The sequence below is a fragment of the Ruania alkalisoli genome, from assembly GCF_014960965.1.
GTDB classification, from domain to species: Bacteria; Actinomycetota; Actinomycetes; order Actinomycetales; family Beutenbergiaceae; genus Ruania; species Ruania alkalisoli.
Genome location: NZ_CP063169.1, coordinates 545,889 through 572,514, shown reverse-complemented (window position 1 = coordinate 572,514; position 26,626 = coordinate 545,889). Strand labels below are relative to the sequence as shown.

The following is a 26,626-nucleotide window of genomic DNA, read 5'->3' as shown; positions in this document are numbered from 1 at the left end:
ACCCGTCGGCACTAGCGTGCTCGTCATGCCCTCCCCCCAGACTCTCGCCGCTCTCGGTCTGCCTGCCCACGTGCGTGCGTGCCTGTTCGACCTCGACGGCGTGCTAACGCGCACCGCGACGCTGCACTTCGCTGCCTGGAAGGAGACGTTCGACGCCATCCTGGCCGAGCGTGGCCTGCCGGAGTTCACCGAGGCGGACTACGCCGCCCACGTCGATGGCCGACGGCGGTACGACGGCGTGCGCACCTTCCTCGCCTCGCGTGACATCCACCCCGAGGAGGGAACGCCGCAGGACCCGCCGGAAGCTGAGACGGTCTGCGGGATCGGCAACCGCAAGGACGCCGATGTGCGCCGCATCCTCGACGAGCGCGGCGTGGAGACTTTCCCCGGCTCGGTGTCCTACCTGGAATCCGTTCGCGAGGCGGGGATTCCCGCGGCAGTGGTGACCGCGTCCGCCAACGCAGTAGCCGTGCTCACGGCCGCCGGGCTGATCGACCTCTTCGACGCGCGCATCGACGGCGTGATCGCCGCGGATCGCTCCCTGCCGGGCAAGCCTGCGCCCGACACCTTCCTCGCCGGAGCCGAAGCACTCGGGGTGGCCCCGAGTGAGGCGGTCGTGATCGAGGATGCGATCGCCGGGGTCCAGGCCGGGCGCGCCGGCGACTTCGGCTACGTGATCGGCGTGGATCGCCTCGGTCACGCCCACGCACTGGCCGAGGCTGGCGCCGACGTCGTGGTGGCCGACCTCGGCGAGCTCCTCCCGAACGGCTCCTCGCTCGAGCAGACACCCAGCCATCCCCAGACATCGACCAACGAGGAGTCCTGATGACCAACGGACACGGTCAGCACACCACCAGTGAGAGCGGCGACTCGACCACCTACGCCACTACCCGGCACGGCTACGCCATCCACCCTTGGAAGCTGACACGCTCCGGTCTCATGCCGGACGAGATCGCGGCGAGCGAAACGCTCTTCACCCTCTCGAACGGGCACTTCGGCATGCGCGGCACCCTGGAAGAAGGCGAACCGCGGGCAGTGCCCGGGACATACATCAACGGCTTCTACGAAGAGCGTCCTCTGCCGCACGCCGAGTCCGGCTACGGGTTCCCCGAGTCCGGTGAGACGGTCGTGAACGTCACCGACGGCAAGCTCATCCGGTTGTTCGTCGGCGACTCCCCCTTCGATCTGCGGTATGGGACCACCCATTCCCACGAACGCGCCCTGGATCTGCGCACCGGCACCCTCGACCGCTCAACCGAGTGGACATCACCGAACGGGCAGTCGGTGCGGGTCACCTCCCGCCGGCTGGTCTCCTTCGCCCACCGGTCACTCGCCGCGATCCACTATGAGGTCGAAGCACTGGACGACAACGTCTACGTCGCTCTGTACTCCGACCTGCTCGCCAACGAGCAGAACGCGGCCCCTTCCTCGGACCCGCGGGACGCGGCCGTACTCGAGCGTCCGCTCAAATCAGAGGCATCCGCGGCACGCGACCAGCAGGCGGTGCTGGTGCACCGGACCCGGCGCAGCAAGTTGCGGATGGCGGTCGGGATGGACCACGTGCTGGAAGTGCCCCAGGGCGCGCGGACCACGATCGAGGCGGACAAGGACCTCGCCCGATACACGGTGACGGCGCAGCTGCCCAAGGGGTCGAAGCTGCGGATGGTCAAGTATCTGGCGTACGGCTGGTCACACCGCCGGTCCGGTCCCGCCCTGCGTGACCAGGTGGAGGCAGCGCTGGCCGTCGGAAAGCTCATCGGCTGGGACGAGCTCGCCGCGAAGCAGCGCGCGTACCTCGACGACTTCTGGGAGCACGCCGACGTGGAGATCGACGGCGATCCCGGGCTGCAGCAGGCAGTACGGATCTCGATGTTCCACGTGCTGCAGTGCTCGGCCCGTGCCGAGGGTCAGGGTCTGGGCGCCAAGGGACTCAGCGGCATCGGGTACGACGGGCACACCTTCTGGGACGCCGACCTCTTCGCGCTCCCGATGCTGACCTACACCAAGCCGCAGGCGGCCCGCGACCACCTCACGTGGCGGCGCGACACCCTGCCACAAGCACGCGAGCGGGCGACCGAACTGGGGCTACACGGGGCGGCATTCCCGTGGCGCACGATCACCGGGAAGGAGTGCTCGGGCTACTGGCCGGCGGGAACGGCGGCCTTCCACGTCAACTCCGCGGTGGCGGACGCGACCGCCCGGTACGTGGCCGCGACGGGCGACGGCGAGTTCGACCGCGGGCCTGGGACGGAGCTGCTCACCGAGACCGCCCGGTTGTGGATGTCCTTGGGGCACTTCAACACCGACGGGTCGTTCCACATCGATGGGGTCACCGGGCCGGACGAGTACACGGCGATCGTGGACGACAACCTGTACACGAATGTCATGGCCCAGGCGAACTTCACCGCTGCCGCTGCCGCGTGCGAGCGCAACCCGGAGAGCGCCGCCGCGCTCGGGGTGACGGAGGAGGAAGTGGCCGGGTGGCGCCGGGCTGCTGCTGCCATGGCGATCCCCTACGACGAGGAGTTGCAGGTTCACGCCCAGTCGGAGGGATTCACCCGAAGGGACGAGTGGGACTTCGAGGGCACATCGGATGACTTCTACCCGCTGCTGCTGAACTTCCCCTACTTCCAGATCTACCGCAAGCAGGTGATCAAGCAGGCCGACCTCGTGCTGGCGATGCAACTGCGGGGGGACCTGTTCACTCCCGAGCAGAAGGCACGGAACTTTGCCTACTACGAGGCCCGGACCGTCCGGGACTCCTCGCTGTCTGCAGCCACACAAGCAGTGCTGGCAGCCGAGACCGGCCACCTGGAACTCGCCTACGACTACTGGGCCGAAGTGGCGCTGGTGGACCTAGGCGATCTGCACGGCAACGTCGACGACGGCCTGCACATTGCCTCCATGGGTGGATCGTGGCAGGTCGCTGTCTCCGGGTTCGGCGGTATGCGCGATCACGGCGGGCAGGTGACCTTCGCGCCCCGGCTGCCGAAGGAGCTGACCCGCCTGCGTTTCCGCATCCGGTGGAACGGTGCGGTGGTCGAGGTGGACGTTCGCCGCGAGGACGGCACCGACACCGCGACCTACCGGCTGGTCGAAGGAGAGTCGCTCAGCACCTCGCACCACGGCACGCCAGTCGAACTGGCCGGAGAGGAGCCAGTCCGCCTCGCGATCCCCGCCCCCACGGGTGTGCTGCCGGTGACGCACCCGGCCCGCCGCGCACCGACCCGGCGCGTCCCGCAGCGGTAGGGGCCACACCGACGACGCAGTCGCTCGGCGGGTGGCGCGTCAGCCAGCGGGTGCGCGCTGGCCGGCGTCTCACGATGAGCACACCGATGACAACACGAGCACGAACACGGCAGGATTGAGAGCGTTCACACGAACGACTGAACGTGGCGCCGTCGCCCGACCCCAGACGTCGCCCGATCGAAGCTGGCGCGACCTCGAGGAGTCTGCGATGACAACGGTGTTCAACGATCCCACCCAGTTCGCCCAGGAGATGCTCTCCGGCTTCTGCCGGTTGCACGCCGACACCGTGCAACCCGTCACCGGTGGGTGCGTGCGCGCGACCGAGACACCCGAGGGCAAGGTCGCCGTCGTCATCGGCGGCGGCAGCGGCCACTACCCGGCCTTCGCCGGCTGGGTGGGTCCTGGCATGGCCGACGGCGCCGTCGTGGGCAACGTCTTCGCCTCCCCGTCCGCTCAGCAGGTGCACGCTGTGGCCAAGGCCGCCCAGCGCGGAGGCGGGGTGTTCCTCTCCTACGGCAACTACGCCGGGGACGTGCTGAACTTCAACCTCGCCCAGGAGCGCCTGAACGCCGAGGGCATCCCCACCCGCACCGTAGTGGTGGCTGACGACATCACGTCCGCGAGCGCCGAGGAGCGGCACAAGCGCCGCGGTACCACCGGAGATCTGGTGGTCTTCAAGATCGCCGGAGCCGCTGCCGAGGCCGGCTACGACCTGGACGGCGTGGTGGAGGTGGCTCAGCGCGCGAACGATGCCACCTACTCGTTCGCGGTCGCCTTCGCGGGCTGCACTCTTCCGGGCGATCCGGACCCGTTGTTCACGGTGCCGAAGGGACGGATGGGCGTCGGCATGGGTGTCCACGGCGAGCCGGGTATCGCCGAGGAGGACGTGCTGCCTGCAGCGGACCTGGCCCGCATGCTCGTGGAGAAGGTCCTGACCGAACGTCCCGACGGCGCACGCCGGGCTGCCGTGCTCGTGAACGGCCTCGGGGGGACCAAGTACGAAGAGATGTTCGTGCTGTGGAACGACATCGCCCCGCTCCTGGAGGACGCGGGCGTGGAGATCGTGGCACCCGAGGTCGGTGAGCTCATCACCAGCCTGGACATGGCCGGGGTCTCGCTCACCCTGTTCTGGCTGGACGAGGAGCTGGAGAGGCTCTGGGTGGCTCCCGCCCAGACGCCCGCATTCCGGCGTGGCAGCGCCATCACCACCACCCGCCGCGACCCTGCCGCGATCGAGGATGCCACCGCCGTCACCTACCCGGAGGCCACTACCGAGTCCCAGGCGAGCGCGCGGGCACTGCTCGCGATCGGCCAGCGCGTGGCGGCTGCCCTGCACGAGCACGAGACCGAACTGGGCAAGCTGGACTCAATCGCCGGCGACGGCGACCACGGGCGCGGCATGACGAACGGCGCCGACGCAGCCCTGAAAGCCCTCACCGAAGCCGTCGAGGCCGGGGCTGGGGCCGCATCCGCCCTGGCGGCCGCCGGGGATGCCTGGGGGGATCGCGCCGGCGGCACCTCCGGCGCCCTGTGGGGTGCGGGGCTACGGGCCGCAGCAGGCGCACTCGCGGACGACTCCGCCGTCACCGGAGCCCAGGTGCGCACAGCGGTTCGGGCGGCGCTGGAGCACATCCTCTCCTACGGCAAGGCAGAGCGAGGCGACAAGACCCTCCTCGACGCGCTGATCCCGTTCACCGAGGCGCTCGAGCAGGACGAGAGCGAGCTGGCGCAGGCGTGGGCTGCCGCCGCCCAGGTCGCCACCACGGAAGCGGACGCGACGGCGGACCTCACCCCGCGCATCGGGCGCGCCCGGCCGCTGGCCGAGCGGAGCATCGGGCACCCCGACCCCGGAGCGATCTCCCTCGCCCTGGTGATGCGCACCGCCGCTCGCTGACCGGAGCGACACGGACACGTCGGTCTGCGGCACTCCACTGCGGCAGACCGACGTAGCCGTGTCGCTCCCGCCTCAGCGCTCCTGCTCGTCGACCGGCTCCAGCAGGAACACCGGGATCAGCCGGTCCGTCTTCTCCTGGTACTCCGCGTACGGGGCGTAGAGAGCCACCGACCGCTCCCACCACTCCTCGCGCTCGGCGCCTTCGGCGAGCCGTGCGCGGTACAACCGCGGCTCGGCACCGTCCTGAACCTCGACCACCGGGTCGGCGAGGAAGTTGTAGTACCAGACCGGGTGCTCGGGAGCACCGCCCTTGGAGGCGACCGCGGCATAGACGCCGCCGGACTCCACCCGCATCACAGGGTTCTTGCGGAGTTTCCCGGATCTGGCCCCACGAGAGGTGACCACCACGATCGGCCACTCCGCTCGCCCTCTCAGGGTATTCGCCTCCTGCCCTCCGCTGGTCTCGTAGGCCTCGACCTGCTCGCGCACCCACGCGGTGGTGCTGGGCTCGTACTCTCCGTGAAGTCTCATGCTCGCCACAACGCATATGTGTTTAGGGTGATTCCGTATCCGCGCCACCCGCAGATCGGCGCGCCCCGAGCGGAAGGTTCCGCATGGACTCCTCCACCGTGGTCTGGCTGCGCCGCGACCTCCGACTGGCCGACAACCCGGCGCTTCTCGCCGCCGCCGAGCGCGAAGCACCTGTGATCGCGGTCTACGTGCTGGAGGACGATACGCCGGGGGTCCGGCCACTGGGCGGAGCCTCCCGTTGGTGGTTGCACCACAGCCTGACCCAGCTCGCGGCCCGGCTGGCGGACCGTGGCGGGACGCTGGTGCTACGGCGGGGGAACGGACCTGAGCAGGTGCGAGACGTCGTCGGCGCGGCCGGAGCCACCCGGGTGTTCTGGAACCGGCGGTACGGCCACGGGCGCCACGCCGACGCCGAGCTGAAGGAGGGGCTGCGCGCCGGCGGCGTGGAGGTCGAGAGCTTCGCCGCCAATCTGCTCAGCGAACCGTGGACGATCCGTACCGGCGAGGGAAGGCCGTACCAGGTATTCACCCCATTCTGGAAGGCGTTCCTGGCAGGACCCGAGCCGCGGGTTCCCCTGCCGGAACCAGCGGATATTCCCGCACCGTCCATCCGGCCCGCCACGGACCAACTCGCGGACTGGGGCCTCCTGCCGACGCGGCCGGACTGGGCGGGAGGGCTCCGCGAGACCTGGGAGCCGGGCGAGGTGGACGCCGCCCGCCGGCTGGAGGAGTTCGCCACCGGCGCGCTGGCCGAGTACCACCGACGCGATGAACCAGCAGTTGAGGGCACTTCCCGGCTCTCACCCTCGCTGGCGTTCGGGGAGATCAGCCCGTTCCAGATCTGGCACCGTCTGCACCAGGACCTTCCCGACGGCGCACGGCAGAATCAGGGAAAGTTCCTCAGCGAGGTGGGCTGGCGCGAGTTCCACCATCACGTCGCCTTCCACGCCGAGGACCTGGCCCAGGTCAACATCCGGCGCCAGTTCGACGCCTTCCCCTGGGGCGAGGCACCCGAGGAGGAGCTGGACCGGTGGCGCTACGGCCAGACGGGGATCCCGCTGGTCGACGCGGGTATGCGCGAACTGTGGCACACCGGTTCCATGCACAACCGCGTGCGGATGGTGACCGCATCGTTCCTGGTGAAGAACCTGCTGGTGGATTGGCGTGTCGGGGAACAGTGGTTCTGGGACACGCTCGTCGACGCCGACGAGGCGAACAATCCGGGCAACTGGCAGTGGGTCGCAGGTTCCGGGGCGGATGCCGCACCGTACTTCCGCATCTTCAACCCGCTCACCCAAGCGCAGAAGTTCGACCCGGGCGGGCAGTACGTGCGGCGTTGGGTGCCGGAGGCAGAGTCGGACGACTATCCCGAGCCCATCGTAGATCTGGCCGAGAGCCGGCGCACTGCACTCGATGCCTACGAGCTGGTGAAGCGGTCATGAGCGCGGTGGGGGGAGATGCTGGCGTCCGCTGACGCGAGCACCTCCCCCACCGGCGCCGTCACGATGTCTCAGACCTGGCTCACGGTGAGTTCGGTGAGGGCCACGGCCTGATCGGTCTGGCCGTCCTCACCGATCACCACCACCTGGAAGAAGCCGCCCTCGACCTGCGAGAGGACCACGGCTGCGGGCATGCCCATGGTCTCCCCGGTCAGTGCGACCGTGCGGGCAGTTCCGGCCACCACCACGTCTTCCGGTTCGCTGACGTCGTCGTAGGCGCTCGTCGCCGAGGCGACCGTGGTGTCGAAGTCATCCTCGACAGGGATCCACTGCACGAGCACGCTCGCGGCGAGGCCCTCGCTGGAGGTGAACGTGCAGGTCTGCGATCCCATCAGCTCGTCCGACTCCCCGTCCCCGACGGCGAACCCGACAGCATCGCCGGCCTGCTCGGCGGAGACCACAGTGCACGGGTCGAAGTCCGCGGCGGGGGCCACGACATCGCCACTGGGCTGCTCCTGCTCGTCGCTGTCCTCAGCGCCCTCGTCTTCAGCCCCTTCGTCCTCTGCTTCGCCGCTCTCCTCGGTCGCCGTGTCCTCGCCGTCGTCGGCGGCTGCTTCGGCACCGCTCTCCTCGGAACCGGTGGCCGCAGCGTCCTCGTTCGCCGGCTCGCTGCACGCGGTCAGTGCCAGCAGCAGCCCCATTCCGGCTGCGACAGCAGCGTGACGGACCCGGATCGTGGTGACGTTCTTCAACGGTGTTCTCCCTCGTACCGGGACCTCCCCGGCTCACATCGTCGACGCTAGGCGCGGCGCGGTACGGCGGGAATGGGCAGCGGTGCCCGTGTGTGCCTGCTCACGTACCCTCAGTTGCCCGGACGTCGTCCGCGGACGATCACTCGCAGCCGGCCACACCAGGGGGCAGCGCCCGCAGGTTCAGTGCGGCTCCCGCGTCGCCCAGGCCCTGCTCGACCCCGTACCGGATCGCCTCCTCGGCGACGTCCTCGGGCAGCACCCCGCACCCGGCCTCCCCGAGCACCTCGGCAGCAGGTGGCCCAGGCCACGTGGAGGGGAGGGCTGCGCCGTCGGGAAGTTCACCGTCCAGCTGGACGGCAGCGATAGGCACGGCTTCGCCGGTGGAGACGATGTTGACGCGAAGCAGGTCGCTGACCTCCCGCAGCGCGTCGCGGGCGCGACGCTCGGACCAGCTCAGACCGTCGGAGAAGCCGGTCCCGTGCCCGTGCACCTCGGCCGAAGCGGTGGAGACCCCGTTGTCGTAGCGCAGGTAGGTCCAGTCCAGGTCCGGGCGATCGATGCGGCCGAACTCGGGGCCGCCGTAGAGCGCCCGCTCGGCCACCTCCCGCAGTTCGGAGACCGCGCACGGGAGCAGGTAGCCGGTCCGCCAGGGCCCAGCCGCATCATCCGGTCTGACCCGGCCAGGGCTATCGGCACTGTCGTCTGTCCTCTCGCCGGCACTCTCAGTCACCGGCTCCACCGCACTGGAACCGTTCTCGGCCTGGACTACCACTCCGTCGGCGTAGACGACCGTCACCAGGGCCCAGGGGCTTTCCCCCTGCGCGATGGTGAGCAACGGGAACGACTCGCCAGGTGCCGTCGCGGGAGGCGACTCCCCCTCACACGTGATCGGTTCCTGCTGCTCGATCCCGATCACCGAGCACGCGACGACCATCGCCGTCCCCATCGCTATCGCAGCTCCGGCGGCCACGAGCCTGAACCCCTGGTGCATACCGGAGAGCCTAGGACAGTCCGGCTGCCGCGCGCGGTGAGTTCCGCATGCGGCAGCCGGCCGCGTCGCTCAACCCTGCGAGGTCGTCAGGAGCCGTCGACGGCGGAGCACCAGCAGCGCTCCGATCATCAGCAGCAGCAGCGCCAGTCCCAGAGCGCCCACGATGCTGGCGCCGGTGGAGGGAAGGTCAAGTCCGGGGCCCTCGTCCTGTCCCGGACCCTGATCTCCGACGGCGTCGATCACCCTGGTCTGCGACCAGCCGATGAGAGCGCCGTCCGCGTCGTAAACGGCCAGACGGTGCTCGCCCAGCGTGGCGTCGGAGGGCACCGCGAAGCTGACCGAGGCGTCCTCGACGGTCCGCGTCCCCAGCGCTACCGGGTCGGAGAAGAGGTAGCCGGTCACGTCGCCGGCGACCCCCTGCGCGAGACCGACTGTCACATCGCCACCGCGGACGATCGTGGCGGGCACCTCGATGGTGTCGCGGAGCTCGTCCACCAGATCGGACTCGGACGGCTCAGTGCCCGGCTGCTCGCCCGGGTCAGTGGGGTCAGTGGGGTCCGGGTCCGTCGGGTCAGTCGGATCCGGGTCAGTGGGGTCAGTGGGGTCCGGGTCCGTCGGGTCAGTCGGATCCGGGTCAGTCGGATCCGGGTCAGTTGGATCCGGGTCGTCCGATGGCAGCAGCAGCGTGATCCGATCCAGACTCAACTCGCCACCATCCTGGCGGACCGCCACGGACGGAGCCCAGTCGGCATAGGCCTCGGCGTCGATCGTGAGGTCCAGCAGACCGCGCCGGATCAGCTCCCACTCACCCTCCTGCTCCAGCCAGACCGTCAGCTCGCCGTGATCAACCCGGATGGCGAACCGGTCACCGGGCGCCCACGTGAGTGGATAGGGACGGCCGGGTCCGGCCGCGAGCCCATCGTTACCGCCACCGAGCCGCACATCGATCCCGTGCTCGCCCCGGCTGTGGTTGTACCAGGAGTGCACGCGCTCGTCCGGGCCGGCAGTCATGCCCAGGAAGAGGCTGTCCTCGGCCACATCGGAGTCGAGGAATGCCTCCGGCTCGACCACGAGGGCGAACTGCTCGGCGGCATCCACCGGCAGAGCGAGCTGCGTCCATGCGCGGTCGTCCGCAGACATGGTAAGCAGACCCGACTCGCTGTCGACCGCGACCTCGGCTGCCGGCTCCGAGCCGGCAGCGTAGACCGTGTACTCCTCGATCCGGTCCTCGGAGAAGTCGTCCTCCCAGGAGACCTCTCCGTAGGTGTCGGCATCGAATTCCTCGGGCGTGGGCAACGGCAAGTTCTGCGCCGGCTCGTCCTCGCCCGGGGCATCAACTCCGGCGTCGGTCACCCACTTGGTGCCGTCGTCATAGCGGGTCACCGTGAAGGCGTCCACGACGTCTCCGGCAGCGACCGGCCCACCGGCGCCGCGCGGCGCCACCCAGGTCGCGATCGACTCGAACGTGAGTGTGTTCTCCTCCACCCGGATCGACTGGTAGGTCGCTACGTCCTGCACCCGCACCTGCAGGTCCGCATGGTTCTGCGTCCAGCGGTTGTCCTCATCCGAGGGGAGGTCGTACATCTTCTCCCCGGCATTCGCGACCACGTAGACCGGCCCGGCGTTGACACCGTCGATATCGGTGGTCGAGGAGTTGTGCACGCCCCGCCCGTAGGTGTGGTCATGGCCCTGCAGCACCAGGTCCACGTCGTTGCGCTCGAGCACGGGGAGGATGTGCTCGCGGTACATGACCTCGTTGCGCAGACCACCGCTGGAGACTCCGACCGAGAAGACCGGCTGATGGGCCAGAACCACCGACCACTGGTGCGGGTTCTCCTGCAGCACGCGCTCGAGCCAGTGCGCCTGCGCCGTGAACCAGGCATGGCGGTTCACCTCACAGTCGTCCGGCTGGCCCGGGGGGCGAGAGATAGGGCAGATGTCGTCGTGGTTGGCGTTGAGGGTCACGAAGCGGACACCCTGATAGTCCGTGACGTACGCCGTGTCCTGCAGTACCTGTGCGAGGTGCTCGCCGTGGGTGGCGGCGTACTCACGCGCATCAGCCGGGACCGGACCGTTCGAGGCGAACTCGAAGCTGTCGGTGAACGCCTCGATGAACGGCTGGCCACCGATCTCGTGGTTGCCGAGTGTGGTCAGCACCTGCCGGTCCGTGCGCAGCGGCTCAGTGGCGTCAAACCAGTCGGTCCACTGCTGGTCGTTCGGCGCATGGTCGATCAGATCGCCGGCGTAGAGCCCGAGCTCCGCGTCGGGGTGGTCGGCCACGGCCGCGTCGATGGCACGCGGGAAGATCGTTGGGATCCCGTTCTGCGCGTCTCCGAAGTAGAGGAACGTGTAGGGCTCGAACGAGTCGGCCGCGGTGGTGAAGCTGAACCACTCGCTCCAGCGGTCGCCGGAGGCCACCCGGTACTCGTACGTCGTCCCTGGCTCCAGACCGTTGAGCAGGGCACTGTGACTGCGGGACGGGTAACCGCCCACGGACCGCTCGGGCTTCTGCTCAGCGGCGACGGTCACAGTTTCGCCACCCGCAGCCGGTCGCACCTCGACCGACCCCGTGAGCGGGCCCTGGCTGCGTGAGCGCCAGGTGACGTACTGCGAACTCGAGGGGTCCTCGCTGGGGTTGAGCACGATCCGTTCCGGGTCCCCGAGAGGAGCGTTCGGGTCCGTCCAGCTCTCGGGTGAGAGAGCCACATCGAAGACGTGCATCAAGCCGCCGTGGTCGGCGCCCGGAAGCGTGACAGCCTCGACGGTCTTGTCCGGATCCAGCGCGGCCGGCCGCGTTCCGAACACGCGGAACGTACCACCGCCCTGACCACCGTTGCGATTGACCCGGTTGCCCACTTCGACGACGACACTGTTGCCCCCGCCAGGGCTCTGCGCCCAGTCGGTGAGGAAGACCGGCACGTCCTGAGTGGATCCGTCGGTATAGATGACGGTCGCGGCTGCCTCGGACGGACCGTTGGTGGCCAGGCCCAGGAAGGAGATCGTCGCCGCCTGCTGCGGTTCGACCTCGATCCTCTGGCCGTGCGGAATCCAGTTGTCAGGCTCACCGGGTTCAGTGGCGGGCCAGGTGAAGACGAGGCTCTCGTGGTCGGGGTGCGGCAGCTGGGCGCCCTGTTCGGCGCCCACGGCCGCCAAGCCCTCACGCGAGAACGCCCAGTCGCTGAGGTCCATCGAGCCCATGTTGGCCGTGCCGTGCGGCACCGTGCCGACGTTGTTGCGTGCGTTCATCCCGTCCGTGTACGACGGCGGCACGTCGTTCTCGCCAGTACCCCAAGCCCCCGGGGTGGCGGACATCTCGAAGGTCAGCGTTCCGCCGTCACGTGCAACGCCCTCCCCCACCCACGAGGCAGTCTGAGGTGTGCCGTTGACGCTCAGGCCAGTGGTGTAGCGGGCACCGTCGGAGACGCCGGGCGCCTCGATCTGGTACACGCGCTCCGAACCGGCGCTGGAGATCGTGATGGCATCGAACATGGGCGCGCTCACCAAGAGATTCGCCGTGCCGTAGATGGCCGGGTAGAGGCCGAGGTGAGCGAACACCACCCAGGAGCTGAGCGATCCCTGGTCGTCGTTGCCGGGCAGACCGGCCGGGTCAGTGCCGTACATCTCGTCGATGGCCCGGTACAGCACGTCAGTGGTCTCGTGGGGCTTACCGAGCCAGTGGTAGACCCACGGCGTGCTCAGCGCGGGCTGGTTCGACAGGTAGTTGCCGGTCTGGTCATAGGCGCCGGCGTCGAGATCGGCCATCAAACGGTCGAGCACGGCTTCGGATGCCTGTGCGCCGCCGCGCATCTCGATCAGAGACCCGAGGTTGTGCTGCACGTGCCAGTTCCATTGGTAGCCGGTGGACTGGTGGAACTGGTTGCCGCGTTCGGCCAGGTTAAAGCCGCGGTCGAAGCTGTTGCGTGAGCGCGGGCGGATCTCCTGCGTCTCGGGGTCGAACACCATCCGCCAGTTCTGCGCCCGCGCCATGAACGTGTCGTGAACGTCCTCCTCGCCCAACCGGGCCGCCAACTGGGCCACGGAGAAGTCGGTGACTGCGTGGTCCAGGATGCGCGAGGTAGCGTCGCCACCCTTGCCGTTCTCGATCATGCCGGTGGCGAAGTACTGGAAGGCCTGGAACCGGCCGGAATCGTTCGAGGGCAAGCCCTGCGAGGATGCGATGGAGTCGAGCACCCACTGGCGGTCGTAGTCGGTGGCACCGAACGCATCCAAGGTGGCGATGAGGTTCTGGTAACTGTCCACGCCGCGGAACGCGTCCCACGCACCGCGCTGCTGGACCTGCTCGACGATCGTCTGGGTGATGTCGTCAGCGACCTCGGGGAAGAGCATCGCGAGCAGCTGGGCGTGACTTCGCACCATGTCCCAGCCGCCACCGGCGAAGATCTTGTAGTGGTTCTGCCCTGCCTCGACAGTGTGGATCTCGCCGTCCTTGCCGCGATACTCGCCGTTGACGTCCTGGTGCACGTTCGGGTGCAGGAGTGAATGGTAGAGCGCCGTGTACAGCTGGATCCGCTGCTCGTCACTGCCGCCGTCGACGTCGACCACACCGAGCGCGCTCTCCCAAGCGTCCTGCGCCTGAGCCCTCGCCTGGTCGAAGGAGAGGTCGGCCGCCTCGGTCTGCCGGTTCAGTGCGGCGTTCTCGACGCTCACGTAGCTGAAGCCAGTACGGGCGGTGACATCGGCGCCGTCAGCGAAGGTGATCCAGCCGCCGACCTGGTGCCGCAGGTCCATCCCCTCGTCCCCGGTGACGCGTTCTGCCCCGGTGCCCTCCGCCGTCATCGTCGCACCGTCCCAGGTACCCCAGGACTCGAACGGCTGGTCGTAGGTGGTGGAAAAGTACGCGCGGTAGTGGGTGCCGTCGTCGCAGACGTCGGCACCGTAGGTCCATCCGCTGACGGTCTGGTTCTCCGGGTCGATCTCCAGTGCGACGTCGTGGATCCGGTTGTTCGCACCCGAGGCGTCCACGAGCACGGTGGCACTGTCACTGCCTTCGGGAAAGGCGAACCGGCTGACGGCGGTGCGCGTCGTGGCGGTCAGTTCAGTCTGCACACCATTGTCGGTCTCGACCGAGTAGTAACCGGGCTCAGCCACCTCGTTCTCGTGGCTGAAGTCAAGGTAGTAGCTGCGGTGGTCGACTGCCGGGCTCACCGGGAGCACACCCTCCTCCAGCCCGCCCACGTACGGCGTGGTCGGGAACTCGTACCCGCCGAAGCGTTCGTGGCAGCCGGTGCCGGAGTACCGGGTCATCCCGAAGCCACGGATCTGGTCCGCGGTGTACTCGTACCCGCCCTTCTCACGCACCAGGTGGTGAGCGTCGGGGTCGGTGTTGTACGTCGTCGGGCTGGGCTGGACCATCCCGAACGGGAGTGCGCCGCTGGGGAAGGTGTTGCCGTAGGCGTCGTTGCTCTTGTTCTCGCTGAGGTCGAGCTGGGTGCCGATGAACGGGTCGACCGCGTCGAAGGGCGCAAGACCGGCAGCCGAGGCCGGGGCTGCGACGGCGCCCGAGCCGAGACCCGCAAGCAACGCGGCTGCTACCGCGGAAGCGAGGGCACGAGCGCCACGACGAGGCGTGCGCAGGGAAACTGAGGACATGAAGGCGTTGCTCTCCAACCAGCCGACGCCTGCACCGCTTCAGGCGCGCGTCGGCCCCAGGGTCGAAACGGGACGTTGTACATCCGACCAGCCGATCGTGAACGCCACATGACCTACCGAAGAATTCTGTGCCGCCGAGAAACAAAATCGTGTTGACGACTGGCACGACCCCTGTCAGGGCCGGTCAGCGCAGCAGCTCCCGCGGCACCAGATCGGCCCCTCGTACCCCCTCCAGCAGCTGGGGCTCGATCCCGTCCCCACGGCGCAGCACGCTGATCGCACCAGACGGCTCGAAGACGACCGCCGCCACCTCACCGCGGTGCCGGATACCCGCCTGGCGCAGCCGGGAGGCCAGCTCGTGCTGGACCACGTGGCAGCGCTTCATGTTCTCCTCGATCACCGTCGAGCCGGCCATCAGGACCACCGGTGGAACGGCGACGGCGTGGTTGCCCGAGCGGGTCACCCGGATCATGCCTGCGATCGCCTGCAGCAGGATCAGGGTGGCCAGCGCGAGCACACCCGCTGCCAGCCGGGGCACCTCACCCAGACTGGCCCGGCCGATGATCGCACCGAAGGCGACCACGGCAGCAAGGTCATAGCTGGACATCGTGGCGAGCATGCGCTGTCCGAGCACCTTGACCAGGACGACCATCGCGACGTACATCCCCACCGTCCCCGCCACGACGGCCAGCGCTTCGGTCGGTGTGATCAGCAGCAGCTCGTCCATGGTGCCCTTTCTCGCGCGGTTCGGCTCGCCGTCGACAGTAGCGAGGAGCGACTCACAGTGCGCGGTGCGTCCACCGCCCGCCAAGCAGGGTGGCGAGGACGTCCGTACCGCGCAGCGCGTCCGGGTCGGTACGCAGCGGATCCTCGGCCACGAGCACCAGGTCTGCGGGATCGCCCGCCCGCAGGTCGAGTCCGGAGCGCCCCGTTGACGCGCTCAGCGCCTCCCGGGCGCTGATCCGCTGCTCCGGGTGCCACGGGGCGCGACCGTCCCGGCCGCGTGTGACTGCGGCGGCGATCGCAGCCCACGGGTCCAGCGGCGCCACCGGCGCGTCGGAACCCAGTCGCAGCCCGGCCCCGGCGTCCAGCAGCGAGCGCAGCGCGAATGCTCGCCCGGTCTGGTCGGGCCAGTACTCCTCGGCGATGTCGCGATCGTCCATCGCATGCTCGGGCTGCACACTGGCGGCGACCCCCAGCTGGGCGAACCGGGGTAGGTCTGTGGGGTGCACGAGCTGGGCGTGCTCGATCGTGGCCGGCAGGCCGGGATTCCCGACGGCGGAGCGTGCGTTCGCGTAGGCGTCCAGGGCTGCCGTCACGGCTGCGTCGCCGATGGCGTGCACGGCAGTACCCAGACCTGCCCGGCGGGCGCGGGAGATGAGACCGACCAGGGCGTCGACGTCGTACTCGAGGTGGCCGTGCTCGCCCGGAACGTCCCCGGCGAGGTGCGGTTCGGCCAGGTGACCGGCGTACGGGTGCCGGCAGTACGCCGTCCTGGTGTTGAGCGAGCCGTCGGCGATGATCTTCAGCGGTCCGACGGTGACCAGGCCGTCGGTGCCGGGGAGAATCTCACCCGTGCGCAGGCCGGCGTCGATGACATCGTCGAGACGGTCAGGGTAGAAGCCGGCGCGGACCCGGAGCGAGCGCACGCCGGCCGCGATCCGGCCCGGCCAGGTGGCGAGGTTGTCGGCCATCTCCAGATCGACGATGCCGACGACGCCTCGCGCTGCGGCAGCGTCGGCGGCGCGGCGCAGTGGGCCGGCATCGGTTCGCTCCAGGTTCTCAGTCTGTGAGTCGAGACTGCGGGAGGTGGCGAACCACTCGGCCTCGCGGACCACGCCGTCGGGGTCGGGGTGCACGCCGAGCCACCGGGCGGCCGGGGTGGACAGCCAGGCACAGTGCAGATCCCAGGCGATCAACACCACGGGCCGGCCCCCGGCGGCCCGGTCGAGCGACTCCTGGGTCGGTGGCTGCGGCCAGGTCGCATCGCGGAATCCGTAGCCGACGAGCGGGTCCGAGGTTGTCGAATCGTCAGTGGCCGCGCGCACGATCTGTAGTACGTCGGCTGCGGAGGCGGCGCGGGTGAGGTCGAGGCGCTCACGCCGTAGTGCCCACTGCCGGAAGTGCACGTGCGAGTCCCACAGCCCGGGCAGGAGCACAGCGCCGTCAGCGTCGACCTGCTCGGCGGTGGGCAGTGCGGCTGCAGTCGGCTCGGCGGGCGTGCCGGCGATGCTGCAATCCACGGTGCCGGTCGGGGCGATCCGGGCAACCCGCCCATCGGCGATCAGCACGTCCAGCAAGTCGTCGCTGCCCGGGCGGCGCACGCGCCGGAGCAACAGCGGAGGCGGTTCACTCACCCGGCGACCCTAAACCAGAAATCCCTCGTTGATTTGGCGGTTGAATCGGGGCAGGTACCCACTGCCCTCGCGCACGTCGGGGCGGCGGCTGGCAGACTGCCCCCATGCCCATGGTGGAGGCGGAGGTGACCGTCGAGGTCGACCCTGCGACAGCGTTCGCCGTCTCCCAGACCACGGGAGAGGTACGACTGCGCTGGGACCCGTTCATCCGCCGTCAGCGGTTCCTCGACGGCGCCACGGCGCCCGCCAAGGGCGTGCGCACGCTGACCGTGCACCGTAGCGGGCTGCGAATGGTCAGCGAGTACGTCTCCTACGCCCCGCCGCGGAATGCGGGAATGCGGATGGTGGACGGGCCGTGGTTCTTCGAGATGCTCGCTGCTGGCTGGCGGTTCGAAGCCGTCGACGGCGGAACGCGAGCCGTGTGGAAGTACAACTTCCGGTGCCGGCCACGCTGGCTCGCTCCGCTCGCCGAGCAGATCGGCACCTGGGCACTCGGGCGAGACCTACGCCGCCGGATCGATGGGTTCGCGGCGGGGTGTGCCGACCCTGAGGTACTGAGTTCGCTGTGAGTGGCGGCTGAGACGACACCCGACTCGCCGGGCCCGGTTCACGACGGTGCGGTGAATGTCGAGATCTCGGCGATTCTCGACACCTATGCCACCCTCGTGGCACGGCGCTCACCCGTCAGCGAGCATCTCCTCGGCGTGGCCGGCTATCCACCGCAGCAACGGCGTGAGGTGCTCAGCCAGTTCATGTCCCAGCAGGGTGAGCTCGTAGTCGACCCGGGGCGGGATCGTGGGCTGAGCCTCCCGGTGGACCAGTCCGTCGCGCTCGAGGGTGCGCAAGGTCTGGGCGAGCATCTTCTCGCTGATCCCGTCGACCGCGCGGCGCAGCTCACCCCAGCGCAGCCGTCCGCCGGTCAGAGCGACAAGCACCAGCACACCCCACTTGCTGGTGACGTGATCCAGCACCACCCGGGTCGGGCAGTTCTCGGTATAGGTTCCGGGACTGAGATCCAGAATGTCCGGTATGACCTGGGAACTTACCTGCATGACAGTACCTTACTAGAAAGTGGGTACCTTCGTCTGGGAAGCAGCCGCATGGCGTCGACGTTGACGGCTACGACATCCACCAACCCAAGGAGAAGTCCATGTCCCTCGCCGTCACCGGAGCATCCGGCCACCTCGGCCGCCTCACCGTCCTCGCCTTGATCGATCGCGGCGTCCCCGCCGATCAGATCATCGCCACCTCCCGCAGGCTCGAGGCGGTCGCTGATCTCGCCGGCGCCGGTGTGCAGACCCGCGTGGCCGACTACGACGCCCCGTCCACGCTGAGCACCGCGTTCGCCGGGGTCGAGACGCTACTGCTGGTCTCCAGCGATGCCGTGGGCGAGCGAGCCCGTCAGCACCGCAACGTCATCGACGCTGCCGTCGCCGCCGGCGTGCAGCGGATCGTCTACACCTCGGCCCCGCACGCGGACACCTCCGCTCTCGTGCTCGCACCCGAGCACAAGGCCACCGAGGAGATGTTGTCCGCCGCACCCGTGACCACCACGATCCTGCGGAACAACTGGTACACCGAGAACTACACCGACGCCGTCGCCCGAGCTCGCGAGACTGGTGAGCTGGTGGGATCGGTGGGTGAGGGACGGGTCGCGAGCGCCTCCCGCAAGGACTTCGCCGAGGCGGCAGCAGCGGCGCTGACCACTGACGGACACGACGACGCCATCTATGAACTCACTGGCAATGTGGCGTGGACGCACGCCGATCTCGCCGAGGCGGCCTCCGCCGTCGTGGGCCGGGAGGTGACCTACCGGGACCTGAGCCCCGCCGAGCACGAGGCGACACTGCGCGAGGCCGGACTCGACGAAGGGACCGCCGGCTTCGTCGTCGCGCTCGATCAGAACATCAAGGCGGGCCTGCTCGCCGAGGTCACCAGCGACCTGACGCGCCTGATCGGACGTCCGAGCACGCCCCTGGTAGACGGGCTGCGTGAGGCCCTGGACTGATCTGAGGGGTCAGTTCCGGCCCGCCGGGTTCACCGGACGGGCCGGAACTGGCACGTCGGTCAGACCCTCGGAACGTGGGTGAGCACATCCTCGGCCCTGCCGGCCTGCCCGAACAGAGCCATCCGCTCCTCCAGCAGTCGCTGGCTCCACTCGCGAGCCTCACCCAGGTAGACCGCCGGGTCGACGCTCATCGGATCCTCGGCCAGCGCAACCCGAAGGCCGGCTGTGAAGGCCATGTAGTGATCCATACCCTGGTTGATCTTGCGGATGCCCAAGCCGGCGGCGCGCCCTTTCTCCTCGTCGGGCACACCCCAGGACTCGGGCAGTCGCCCACCATGCGCATTGATCGTCTCGCGCAGGTCAGCCGGCAACCCGGACGACCCGTGCATCACCAGGTGCACGCCCGGAACCTTCGCGGCGATGCGCTCGATCAGGTCCATGTGCAGCACCGAGCCGTCGGGCGGAGACGTGAACTTGTACGCGCCATGCGATGTGCCGATCGCCACCGCCAGTGCGTCAACCCCGGTGGCCGCCACGAACTCGGCCGCCTGGTCCGGGTCGGCGAGCACGATCTGAGCGTGGCTGGCACCGTCCTTCGACCCACCGATGGTGCCTAGCTCTCCCTCCACGGAGACACCCCGCTCGCGCGCATAGGCGACCACCCGGGCCGTGACAGCCACGTTGTCCTCAAACGCTGCGGGCCGGCCGGCCGAATCGAGCGATCCGTCGATCATGACGCTGGTGAACCCGGCATCCACCGCGCGCGCACAGGTGTCGAAGTCCGGTCCATGATCCAGGTGCAACGCCACCGGAATGTCGTCGTAGGTGTCGATCGCCCGCAGCAGCATCGTCCAGAAGAACTCGTCGCTGGAGTAGGGGTGACCGCCGGCAAGGGTCTCGATGATCACCGGCGAGCGCGTGGCCCGGGCCGCGTCGAGCACCGCCTGGGTCTGCACGAGGTCCGCCACATTGAAGGCGCCCACTCCATAGCTACCGGCTGCAGCGGCGTCGAGAAGGTGGCGTGTAGTCAGCAGGGGCACGGGGGTCCTCTCGGATGGAACTCTGAGTCAGAGACGAATCGATTACTCTGGTCGTGTGGATGGACACGCGCTGCCACCGGGCATACGGCTCGTCGATATCGCGCGCAGGGCCGGTGTGTCCATCAAGACGGTGTCGCGGGTCGTCAACGGCGAACCCCACGTGGCCGACACCACCCGGGAACTGATTCAGCGCACCATCGTGGAGATGGGGCAGAACAATCCCGCACCCGCCCGGTCGGCCAGCACCCGCCGCTCGGGCACCGTCGGACTGATCTTCCCGGACGTGCGCAACGACTACTTCGCCGCCTGCAGCCGCGCCTTGCAGGCGCGCCTGTCGACGTTCGCCCCGGTCCTGCTCTCGGGCGACTCCGACGACGACGTCCACACCGAAGAGCGGCTGCTGCAGGCGATGCGACGGCAGGAGCTCGACGGGCTGGTCATCTTCCCGACCGGAGCACCGAGCCTGCCGGACTTCGCCCGCACCACCCCTACGGTCGTGGTCGACCGGACCGTACCGGCAATCCGCGGCAAGGTGGACCATGTACTGCCCGACAGCCGACGTGCCGCCGAGGCGCTGACACTGCACATGATTGACCAGCATCAGCTGGACCGGGTGTGCCTGATAGCCGGGAACCTCAACATCTCCACCCTGCACAACCGCCATCTCGCCTTCCAGCGTGTGGTCGCGCGCACCGGCACCACCAACCACGTCGCCGCCGGGATGACCAGCATCGACGATGCCGAGTCGGCCGCGTACGCCCTGTTCAGGGAGGTGGAACCGCCGTTCGGCGTGCTCGCGACCAACGCGCTGATGTTCTGGGGCACCGTCTCCGCGGTGGCGCGCCTGGGGTTGCGAATCCCCACCGACGTCGTGCTGACGACCTTCGACGCGATCCCGGGGATCGGGAACACCGGCCTCATCCCCACGAACGCCGTAGCCCCCGCCACGACGCTCGCCGCCCGCACGGTGCAGCTGCTCACCGAGCGCACCCACAACCCGCGGCTTCCACCCCGGATGGTGGAGATCGACTACGACATCACCTACGGCACCAGCTGCGGATGCATCCCCATCGACCCGGAGCGCAACGTCCTCGGCTGAGCAGGCGTACCTACCGGACCACGATCCCGGCCGGGCGCCCGAGACCACGGTGACCGGCGCCGTCGGCCATCGGAGCATCACAGCGCCCGCGTGATCCCGAGGGACTCGTAGTCCAGCACGATGGGGGCTTCGGTGACCGACCGTGCGTGCAGCAGCACCTGCGCGGCGCTCTCCACGGCGATGGAGGTCTTGAACGCATCCCGCAGGTTCTCCCCCACAGTCAGCAAACCGTGATTGGCCCACACGACGGCGTTCTTCTCACCCAGGTAGGCCACCATGTCCTCGCCGAACCGGGTGGAGTTGCTGAGCGCGAACGGCATGATCGGCACGTCGCCCTTGGTGTAGATCACCATGTTCACCAGGGCGCCGCGGATCGGCTCCCCGAGCACGCCGAAGACGTTCGCGAACACCGGTTCGGTGTGCACGATGGCCTGGACGTCGGGCCGGTGCGCGTAGACCGCGAGATGCACGGTGACCTCGGATGAGGGCTGAAGATGACCCTCGACGACATTCGCATCCGCATCGACGACCACCAGGTCATCGACCGTCATACGGTCATACTCAAGGTCGGTGGGGGTGATCAGGAAGGTCTCAGTACCCGGAATGCGGATGCTGATGTTGCCCTGGGTGTTGAAATTCAGCCCGTGCTTGACGGATTCGAGGCAGTAGTCGAGCACGTCCCGCTTGGCGGACTGCAGGTCGAAGGTGGTCATCGTTCTCCTCAGAGGTGGTCGGGGTCAGAGGGCGGCGAGCGCCTGGTTCACCGGGCGCAAGGTCTGGTAGGTGGCGGCGAAGGTCGCCCGTTGGGCGGCGTACCAGGAGGTGTGTTCGTGACGTGGTTCCGCGCGGAAGCCGACCGGCGGGAGGGGGACATCCGTCACAGTGCCGAAGGCACCGATGCCGAGCCCGGCCACCATGGCAGCGCCTCTCGTCGAGGCGTTGGCGGCGACGCCCGTCAGCGGGATTCCCGCAGCGTCCGCACGCACCTGAAGTGCGCTCACGGAACGGGCGCCACCCCCGACGGCGTAGGCCTGGGTGGGAGGGACACCCGACCTGGCCAGTGCGTCAGCGATCTTCGCGATTTCGAAGCCGGAGGCCTCCAGGAAGGCCCTGGCCAGATCCGAACGGCTCGTCTCCAGGGTGAGCCCCAGCACCGCGGCGCGGGCGTCCGGGTCATTGTCGAGCGTGCCGGATCCGGCGAAGTAGGGCATCACCAGCAGCCCAGGAGGCGCCTGGGCGCTGACGTCGTACAGCGCCTCCCACTCCTGGCCGGTGGCCCGGACGAGGTCGGCCAACCACGTGAGCGCCCACCCTCCGGCGGCGGTGCCCGCGAGAGTCACCCAGAGGTTCTCGCGCACGGGATAGCTGGCAAAACCGGTTCCGTCCAAGCCGATCGGACGACTGGCGGTGCCCACGGTCAGGCAGTCGCTGGATCCGAAGGAGACCACGCACGAGGTGGCCGCTCGACCGCCTCCGCCCACGAAGGACGCAGCTTGGTCGTGCAAACCGGCGATGATCGGCGTCCCCGCCCGCACTCCGGTCCATGCTGCTGCCTCAGTGCTGACGGCGCCGACGACCGTGCCGGCTGAGACCACCTCCGCCAGCGTGGTCGCGTTCACGCCGAGCGCATCGAGGATGTCCGGACTCCACTGCCGGCGCTGGACGTCGAACGCGCCAGTGCGGGCAGCCATGGTCAGATCAACTGCGGGCCGGGCACCGAGCTGCCCGGCCACATACTCCCCGAGAGACTGGTACTGGGCTGCCACTGGCCATTGCGCGGAGGCGCTGATCTTATGCACGGCGAACATCGGGTGCAGCGGCTGGCCCGTGATCTCCTGCACGACCCGATTCCCGAGCACGTCTGCGAGGCATGCCGCCGTGGTCTCTCCACGCCGGTCCATGCTCACCGGCGCTGGTGCGAGCGCCTTACCTGCGCCATCGACCGGGAGCACTGCCTCGCCGAGGACGGCGAACGAGAGTGACTCCACCGGGTCGGCCCGCACGGGTGCACTGGCCGTGACCTCGGCGCACAACCGGATGACGGCCGCCATCACCTCCTCGGCATCCAGCTCGGCCAGGCCTGGCGCAGGTCGATGCAGTGTGGTGCCAGCGCTGGCAGCCGCGATCTCGCCTCCTGCCAGATCGTAGGCGGCCACGCGCACCCCGGAGGTGCCTAGGTCGATCCCGAGCAGGCTCACTTCACCGACCCCGCGAGTCCGTTGACCAGGTACCGCTGGACCGCGATGTAGACCACGACGATCGGAACAGAGATCAGCACCAGGACGGCGAACAAGGCGCCGGGCTGGCTGAGGTATATCCCGCGGTAGGCGAGCGGCACCAAGGTGAGTGGCTTGAGGGCGTTGTCGCTCAACGACACCAGCGGAAGCAGGAAGTCGTTCCAGGTCATCATGAGCTGCCAGATCACCACCACCGCCGCGGCGGCCTTCCCGAGTGGGAAGTAGATCCGCCAGAAGATGCGCCACGGCCCGGCCCCGTCGACCAGCGCTGCCTCGTAGGTCTCGTCCGGAATCGCCAGATAGGTGGTGCGGATCATGATGACAGCGAAGGGGAGCCCGAGCGCCGTGTACGCCAGCACCAGCCCGAGCAGACTGTTGTAGAGCCCGATGGTCTGCAGGATCTTGAAGGTCGCCACCACGATGGAGGCCATCGGGAGCACCAGGGCGAGGAGCAGCCCGCTGAAGACCACCGCTTTGAACGGAACCCGCAGGCGTGCCAGAGCGAACGCCGTCATGGATCCGAAGGCGAGGACCAGGATGATCGAGGGAGCCGAGATGAGGACGCTGTTGCCCAGGTGGCCCAGAATCGGGTTGTCCTGCCAGATCGTGAGGTAGTTGCGCAGCGACGGGTGCGCGGGGAACAGGCCGAAGGCGGTCGTTCCGGGCCGTGCGGTCGGGAGCAGGGAGAGACCCACCACCATCACCACCGGCACCAGCCACACAGCGGCGAGCGGGATCAACACCGGATGGGCCCAGCGCGGTGGGGCGTCGACATTGCCGCTGCGGCGCTTGGTGTGCGGCCGGGTCATTTTTGCTCCCCGGTGATGAAGCCGGCGCCGAACACGCGCAACATCGTCAGCGATGATCCGATCGCCACGACGAGCAAGACGACCGAGATGGTGGACCCGTATCCCACGCTCTGCAGCTGGAAGGCTTGCTTGAACGTGTAGGTGGGGAGCATCTCCGAGGCGTGGTTGGGACCACCCTCGGTCAGCATGTAGACCAGTTCGAACGTCTTCAGCGAGCCGATGATGCCGAGCAGCACCAGCGAGAGGTGGGTGGGCTTCAGCAAGGGCAGGACTACGCGACTGATGAGCTGGAACCCGGTGGCGCCGTCGATGCGAGCCGCTTCCAGCACCGCCCGGTCGAGCAACTGCAGGCCAGCGAGATAGAAGAGCATCGAGAAGCCGCTCCACATCCAGACGTTGACGGCAATCACCGCGAAGATGGCCGTGCTCGGCTCGGCCAGATAGGGACGGGTCAGCGCTTCGATGCCGACCGCCCGGCCGACCTGCGCCAGCACGCCGTTGAACGGGTCGAGCAGGCGCTGCCAGACGATCCCGACCACAACTGGGGAGAGGATGGCCGGCACGAAGAAGATCGCGCGGTAGACGGTGCGGCCGCGAAGCTTGGTGTTCAGCAGCCACGCGAGGGCGAACCCGATCACCGCCTGCGGGAAGACCGTCAGCAGGATCCACCAGGCCGAGTTGCGCATCGTGAGGCCGAAGACCGGGTCACTCAGGAGCCGCTCGTAGTTGCCCAGGCCGACCCAGGTACCGGCGTTGATGCCATCCCAGTCGAGCGTGGATGCCTGCAGGTTGTACACGATCGGGTACACCACGAAGATCGCGAAGAGCAGCGCTGTGGGAGCGATGAAGGCGATGGCGGACGCTCGCTCCCGAGGGCGGGACGGCCGCCGCCGGGGCTGCGTGCTGGATCCAGCGGTCACAGCCCCGGCTGCACTGACGGCCTGGCTCATGAGTTGACGCTGTCCTGGACTTCCTGGACGGCCGCAGCAGCCTCCGCCGGTGTGGAGTCGCCCGCCGCGACGGCTGCGAGCGCATCGGCGAGAGCGGAGTCCATCTCCGGGCTCTGCAGGTAGCGCGAGTACTGCACCTGCGGCATCCAGTCCTCGGTGAAGGTGGACCAGATCCGCTGCTGGCGGTCAGAGGTGAACTCCTCCGGGTTCAGCCCGGTCACGGCCGGAAGATCGTTGAAGGTGTTGATGAGATCCTGTGCGCCATCGCCGGCGATCCAGTCGGTCAGGACCTGGCAAGCCAGTTCCGGGTTCTCGGAGTCGGCGGCGATCCCGAGGGCGACGTCGATACCCCCGACAAACTGAGATTCCTGCGCACCGCCGGGGATCGTCGGGAACAGGAAGGGCTCGAAGCCTGCCATTCCCTCCGAGAGGGGCGGGACCTCGCTGCGCGAGGGGTCGGACTGCTGGATCCACCACGCGCCCAGCGGGATCATCGCGGCGGTTCCTGACTCGAACTGGTTGGCACCGTTCGGGTAGGCGTCGAGAGCGAGGGCACCATCCTGGGCGATCCCGTCGGAGAACAGGCGGCCCCAGTATTCGAAGGCCGTCACGATGCCGTCGTCGGTCCAGGACGCGGCACCCTCCTCCGCCTCGTAGACGAGGCCAGGTGCGACATTGTTGGCGATCTGCAGGAAGACCACGTTGCGCAGCCAGGAGTCTTTGGCGGGCAGTAGGAACGGTGCGAATTCGTTCCCCGACATGGTGTCGACCGCGGCTACGAGCTCGTCCCACGTCCGTGGTGGCTCGACGCCGTGGTCCTCCAGGATCTGCGTGTTCGCCCAGAGGTTGACGGTCTGCACGAGGATCGGCAGTGCGTAGAAGTTCTCGTCGCCTTCAGGGTTGCCCATCCGGGCCTGGTCCAACCCGATCGGGTAGAACATGTCCTGCCAGTCCGGTCCCCAGGCGTCTTCGGCGCACTGCTGCAGTGGCATCAGATGGTCGCGGTACTGCTGGGTGAGGGCACCGGGTTGCAGCCCGACGATGTCCGGCATCGTGCCGGAGGAGGCACGGGTCTGCAGGTCGACGATGTACTCGGGATAGTTGAAGATCGTCGTGTCGATCTGTGTCCCCGGATTCGCTTCCTCGAACGTGGCCACCATCTGTGCGGTGGTCTGTTCGATCGGGCTCCATGATCGGAACGAGACGGTGGCCGAGCCTGCATCACCAGATCCGGTGGTGCCGCCAGCTCCGTCGTCCGGTGATTCGGTGGCTCCACCGGCGCAGGCCGCCAGCAACGAGGCGGCTACAGCAGCGGAGCCGAAACAGAGTGTGCGTCGAAGCGTCATCGCTTCATCCCTTCCTGGGCATCGAGTCGACGGCTAGTAGAGGCCTGTCGGATCACGCCAGTCAACCGGCTCCACCGTGCCGGTTCGACGTTGTCCAGGAGATCGCTGGAGCACTTGTCCAGTCGTGTCTCGCCTTGTCCTGACGGGCTTGTCGCGGTCACGTCCGGTGTCCGCTTCGCTGTCATGGCGGTTGTCGTTCGCCGGAGCCCGCGCAGTGGCGGGTTACCCGGGTGCGGGAGGCCACAGCGCACCTTGCGCCGGGTGCATCACACGGGCGGCGCAATCAGCTGCGAGTGTGCTGACAACGGCCTGGC

20 protein-coding genes are annotated in these 26,626 nt (G+C 68.6%); 7 read left to right on the top strand and 13 right to left on the bottom strand.

The features are described from left to right. Positions 1 to 25: 25 nt before the first annotated feature. The 3 genes from IM660_RS02380 to IM660_RS02370 all read left to right on the top strand — a co-directional run bounded on the left by IM660_RS02380 (position 26) and on the right by IM660_RS02370 (position 5,143). Entirely contained in the window at positions 26 to 826 is an 801-nt protein-coding gene (locus tag IM660_RS02380; RefSeq protein ID WP_193497843.1) for an HAD family hydrolase, read from the top strand. Next, entirely contained in the window at positions 826 to 3,249 is a 2,424-nt protein-coding gene (locus tag IM660_RS02375; protein ID WP_193497842.1) for a glycoside hydrolase family 65 protein, read from the top strand. Before IM660_RS02380 ends, IM660_RS02375 begins: the two co-directional genes overlap by 1 nt. A gap of 208 nt (positions 3,250 to 3,457) precedes the next feature. After that, positions 3,458 to 5,143, top strand: a complete 1,686-nt coding sequence (locus IM660_RS02370) for a dihydroxyacetone kinase family protein (protein ID WP_193497841.1) — start codon at positions 3,458 to 3,460, stop codon at positions 5,141 to 5,143. A gap of 72 nt (positions 5,144 to 5,215) precedes the next feature. On the opposite strand, the gene IM660_RS02365 is transcribed toward IM660_RS02370, so the two are convergent. After that, positions 5,216 to 5,674 carry a nitroreductase family deazaflavin-dependent oxidoreductase gene (locus tag IM660_RS02365; RefSeq protein ID WP_193497840.1) on the bottom strand — a complete coding sequence of 153 codons (459 nt, stop codon included), beginning with the start codon at positions 5,672 to 5,674 and terminating at the stop codon, positions 5,216 to 5,218. Between the two features lie 83 nt (positions 5,675 to 5,757). Between IM660_RS02365 and IM660_RS02360 the strand changes: the two genes are divergently transcribed. Then, positions 5,758 to 7,116, top strand: coding sequence for a cryptochrome/photolyase family protein (locus IM660_RS02360; RefSeq protein ID WP_193497839.1), 1,359 nt, complete (start codon positions 5,758 to 5,760; stop codon positions 7,114 to 7,116). Positions 7,117 to 7,184: 68 nt separating this feature from the next. On the opposite strand, the gene IM660_RS02355 is transcribed toward IM660_RS02360, so the two are convergent. The 5 genes from IM660_RS02355 to IM660_RS02335 form a co-directional block, all read right to left on the bottom strand. Beyond that, the gene (locus IM660_RS02355; RefSeq protein ID WP_193497838.1) at positions 7,185 to 7,865 is read right to left on the bottom strand and encodes a hypothetical protein; all 681 of its coding nucleotides are present in this window, start codon (positions 7,863 to 7,865) and stop codon (positions 7,185 to 7,187) included. A 139-nt stretch (positions 7,866 to 8,004) separates the two neighbouring features. Further along, positions 8,005 to 8,856 carry a hypothetical protein gene (locus IM660_RS02350; RefSeq protein ID WP_193497837.1) on the bottom strand — a complete coding sequence of 284 codons (852 nt, stop codon included), beginning with the start codon at positions 8,854 to 8,856 and terminating at the stop codon, positions 8,005 to 8,007. 69 nt (positions 8,857 to 8,925) lie between these two features. Further along, complete coding sequence (locus tag IM660_RS02345; RefSeq protein WP_210769061.1) at positions 8,926 to 14,466, bottom strand: GH92 family glycosyl hydrolase; 5,541 nt, start codon at positions 14,464 to 14,466, stop codon at positions 8,926 to 8,928. A gap of 184 nt (positions 14,467 to 14,650) precedes the next feature. Continuing rightward, positions 14,651 to 15,193, bottom strand: coding sequence for a DUF421 domain-containing protein (locus IM660_RS02340; RefSeq protein ID WP_193497836.1), 543 nt, complete (start codon positions 15,191 to 15,193; stop codon positions 14,651 to 14,653). Between the two features lie 52 nt (positions 15,194 to 15,245). Continuing rightward, on the bottom strand, positions 15,246 to 16,823 hold the full coding sequence (locus IM660_RS02335; RefSeq protein ID WP_193497835.1) for an amidohydrolase: 1,578 nt from the start codon (positions 16,821 to 16,823) through the stop codon (positions 15,246 to 15,248). 104 nt (positions 16,824 to 16,927) lie between these two features. Between IM660_RS02335 and IM660_RS02330 the strand changes: the two genes are divergently transcribed. Next, positions 16,928 to 17,392: an SRPBCC family protein gene (locus IM660_RS02330; RefSeq protein ID WP_193497834.1), complete on the top strand. Its 465-nt coding sequence runs from the start codon at positions 16,928 to 16,930 to the stop codon at positions 17,390 to 17,392. A gap of 108 nt (positions 17,393 to 17,500) precedes the next feature. Here IM660_RS02330 and IM660_RS02325 read toward each other — a convergent pair whose 3' ends face one another. Then, the gene (locus IM660_RS02325) at positions 17,501 to 17,875 is read right to left on the bottom strand and encodes a winged helix-turn-helix transcriptional regulator (RefSeq protein ID WP_193497833.1); all 375 of its coding nucleotides are present in this window, start codon (positions 17,873 to 17,875) and stop codon (positions 17,501 to 17,503) included. Positions 17,876 to 17,973: 98 nt separating this feature from the next. On the opposite strand from IM660_RS02325, the gene IM660_RS02320 reads away from it, so the two are divergent. Next, positions 17,974 to 18,831 carry an SDR family oxidoreductase gene (locus IM660_RS02320; RefSeq protein ID WP_193497832.1) on the top strand — a complete coding sequence of 286 codons (858 nt, stop codon included), beginning with the start codon at positions 17,974 to 17,976 and terminating at the stop codon, positions 18,829 to 18,831. Between the two features lie 59 nt (positions 18,832 to 18,890). Here IM660_RS02320 and IM660_RS02315 read toward each other — a convergent pair whose 3' ends face one another. Further along, positions 18,891 to 19,871, bottom strand: a complete 981-nt coding sequence (locus IM660_RS02315) for a ketose-bisphosphate aldolase (RefSeq protein WP_193497831.1) — start codon at positions 19,869 to 19,871, stop codon at positions 18,891 to 18,893. A gap of 55 nt (positions 19,872 to 19,926) precedes the next feature. Here IM660_RS02315 and IM660_RS02310 point away from each other — a divergent pair, with 55 nt between their 5' ends. After that, positions 19,927 to 20,970 (top strand): LacI family DNA-binding transcriptional regulator, encoded by a 1,044-nt coding sequence (locus tag IM660_RS02310; protein ID WP_193497830.1) that lies wholly within the window; start codon positions 19,927 to 19,929, stop codon positions 20,968 to 20,970. 77 nt (positions 20,971 to 21,047) lie between these two features. Here the strand turns inward: IM660_RS02310 and IM660_RS02305 are convergent, their stop codons facing one another. From IM660_RS02305 to IM660_RS02285, 5 genes are read right to left on the bottom strand one after another with little or no spacing between them, the layout of a single operon-like run. Then, positions 21,048 to 21,683 (bottom strand): class II aldolase/adducin family protein, encoded by a 636-nt coding sequence (locus IM660_RS02305; protein ID WP_193497829.1) that lies wholly within the window; start codon positions 21,681 to 21,683, stop codon positions 21,048 to 21,050. Positions 21,684 to 21,707: 24 nt separating this feature from the next. Then, complete coding sequence (locus IM660_RS02300; RefSeq protein WP_193497828.1) at positions 21,708 to 23,168, bottom strand: FGGY-family carbohydrate kinase; 1,461 nt, start codon at positions 23,166 to 23,168, stop codon at positions 21,708 to 21,710. Continuing rightward, complete coding sequence (locus IM660_RS02295) at positions 23,165 to 24,016, bottom strand: carbohydrate ABC transporter permease (RefSeq protein ID WP_193497827.1); 852 nt, start codon at positions 24,014 to 24,016, stop codon at positions 23,165 to 23,167. The genes IM660_RS02300 and IM660_RS02295 overlap by 4 nt, the downstream gene beginning before the upstream one ends. Continuing rightward, positions 24,013 to 24,966 carry a carbohydrate ABC transporter permease gene (locus IM660_RS02290; protein WP_193497826.1) on the bottom strand — a complete coding sequence of 318 codons (954 nt, stop codon included), beginning with the start codon at positions 24,964 to 24,966 and terminating at the stop codon, positions 24,013 to 24,015. The genes IM660_RS02295 and IM660_RS02290 overlap by 4 nt, the downstream gene beginning before the upstream one ends. Further along, positions 24,963 to 26,312: an ABC transporter substrate-binding protein gene (locus IM660_RS02285; protein ID WP_193497825.1), complete on the bottom strand. Its 1,350-nt coding sequence runs from the start codon at positions 26,310 to 26,312 to the stop codon at positions 24,963 to 24,965. The genes IM660_RS02290 and IM660_RS02285 overlap by 4 nt, the downstream gene beginning before the upstream one ends. Positions 26,313 to 26,626: the final 314 nt, after the last annotated feature.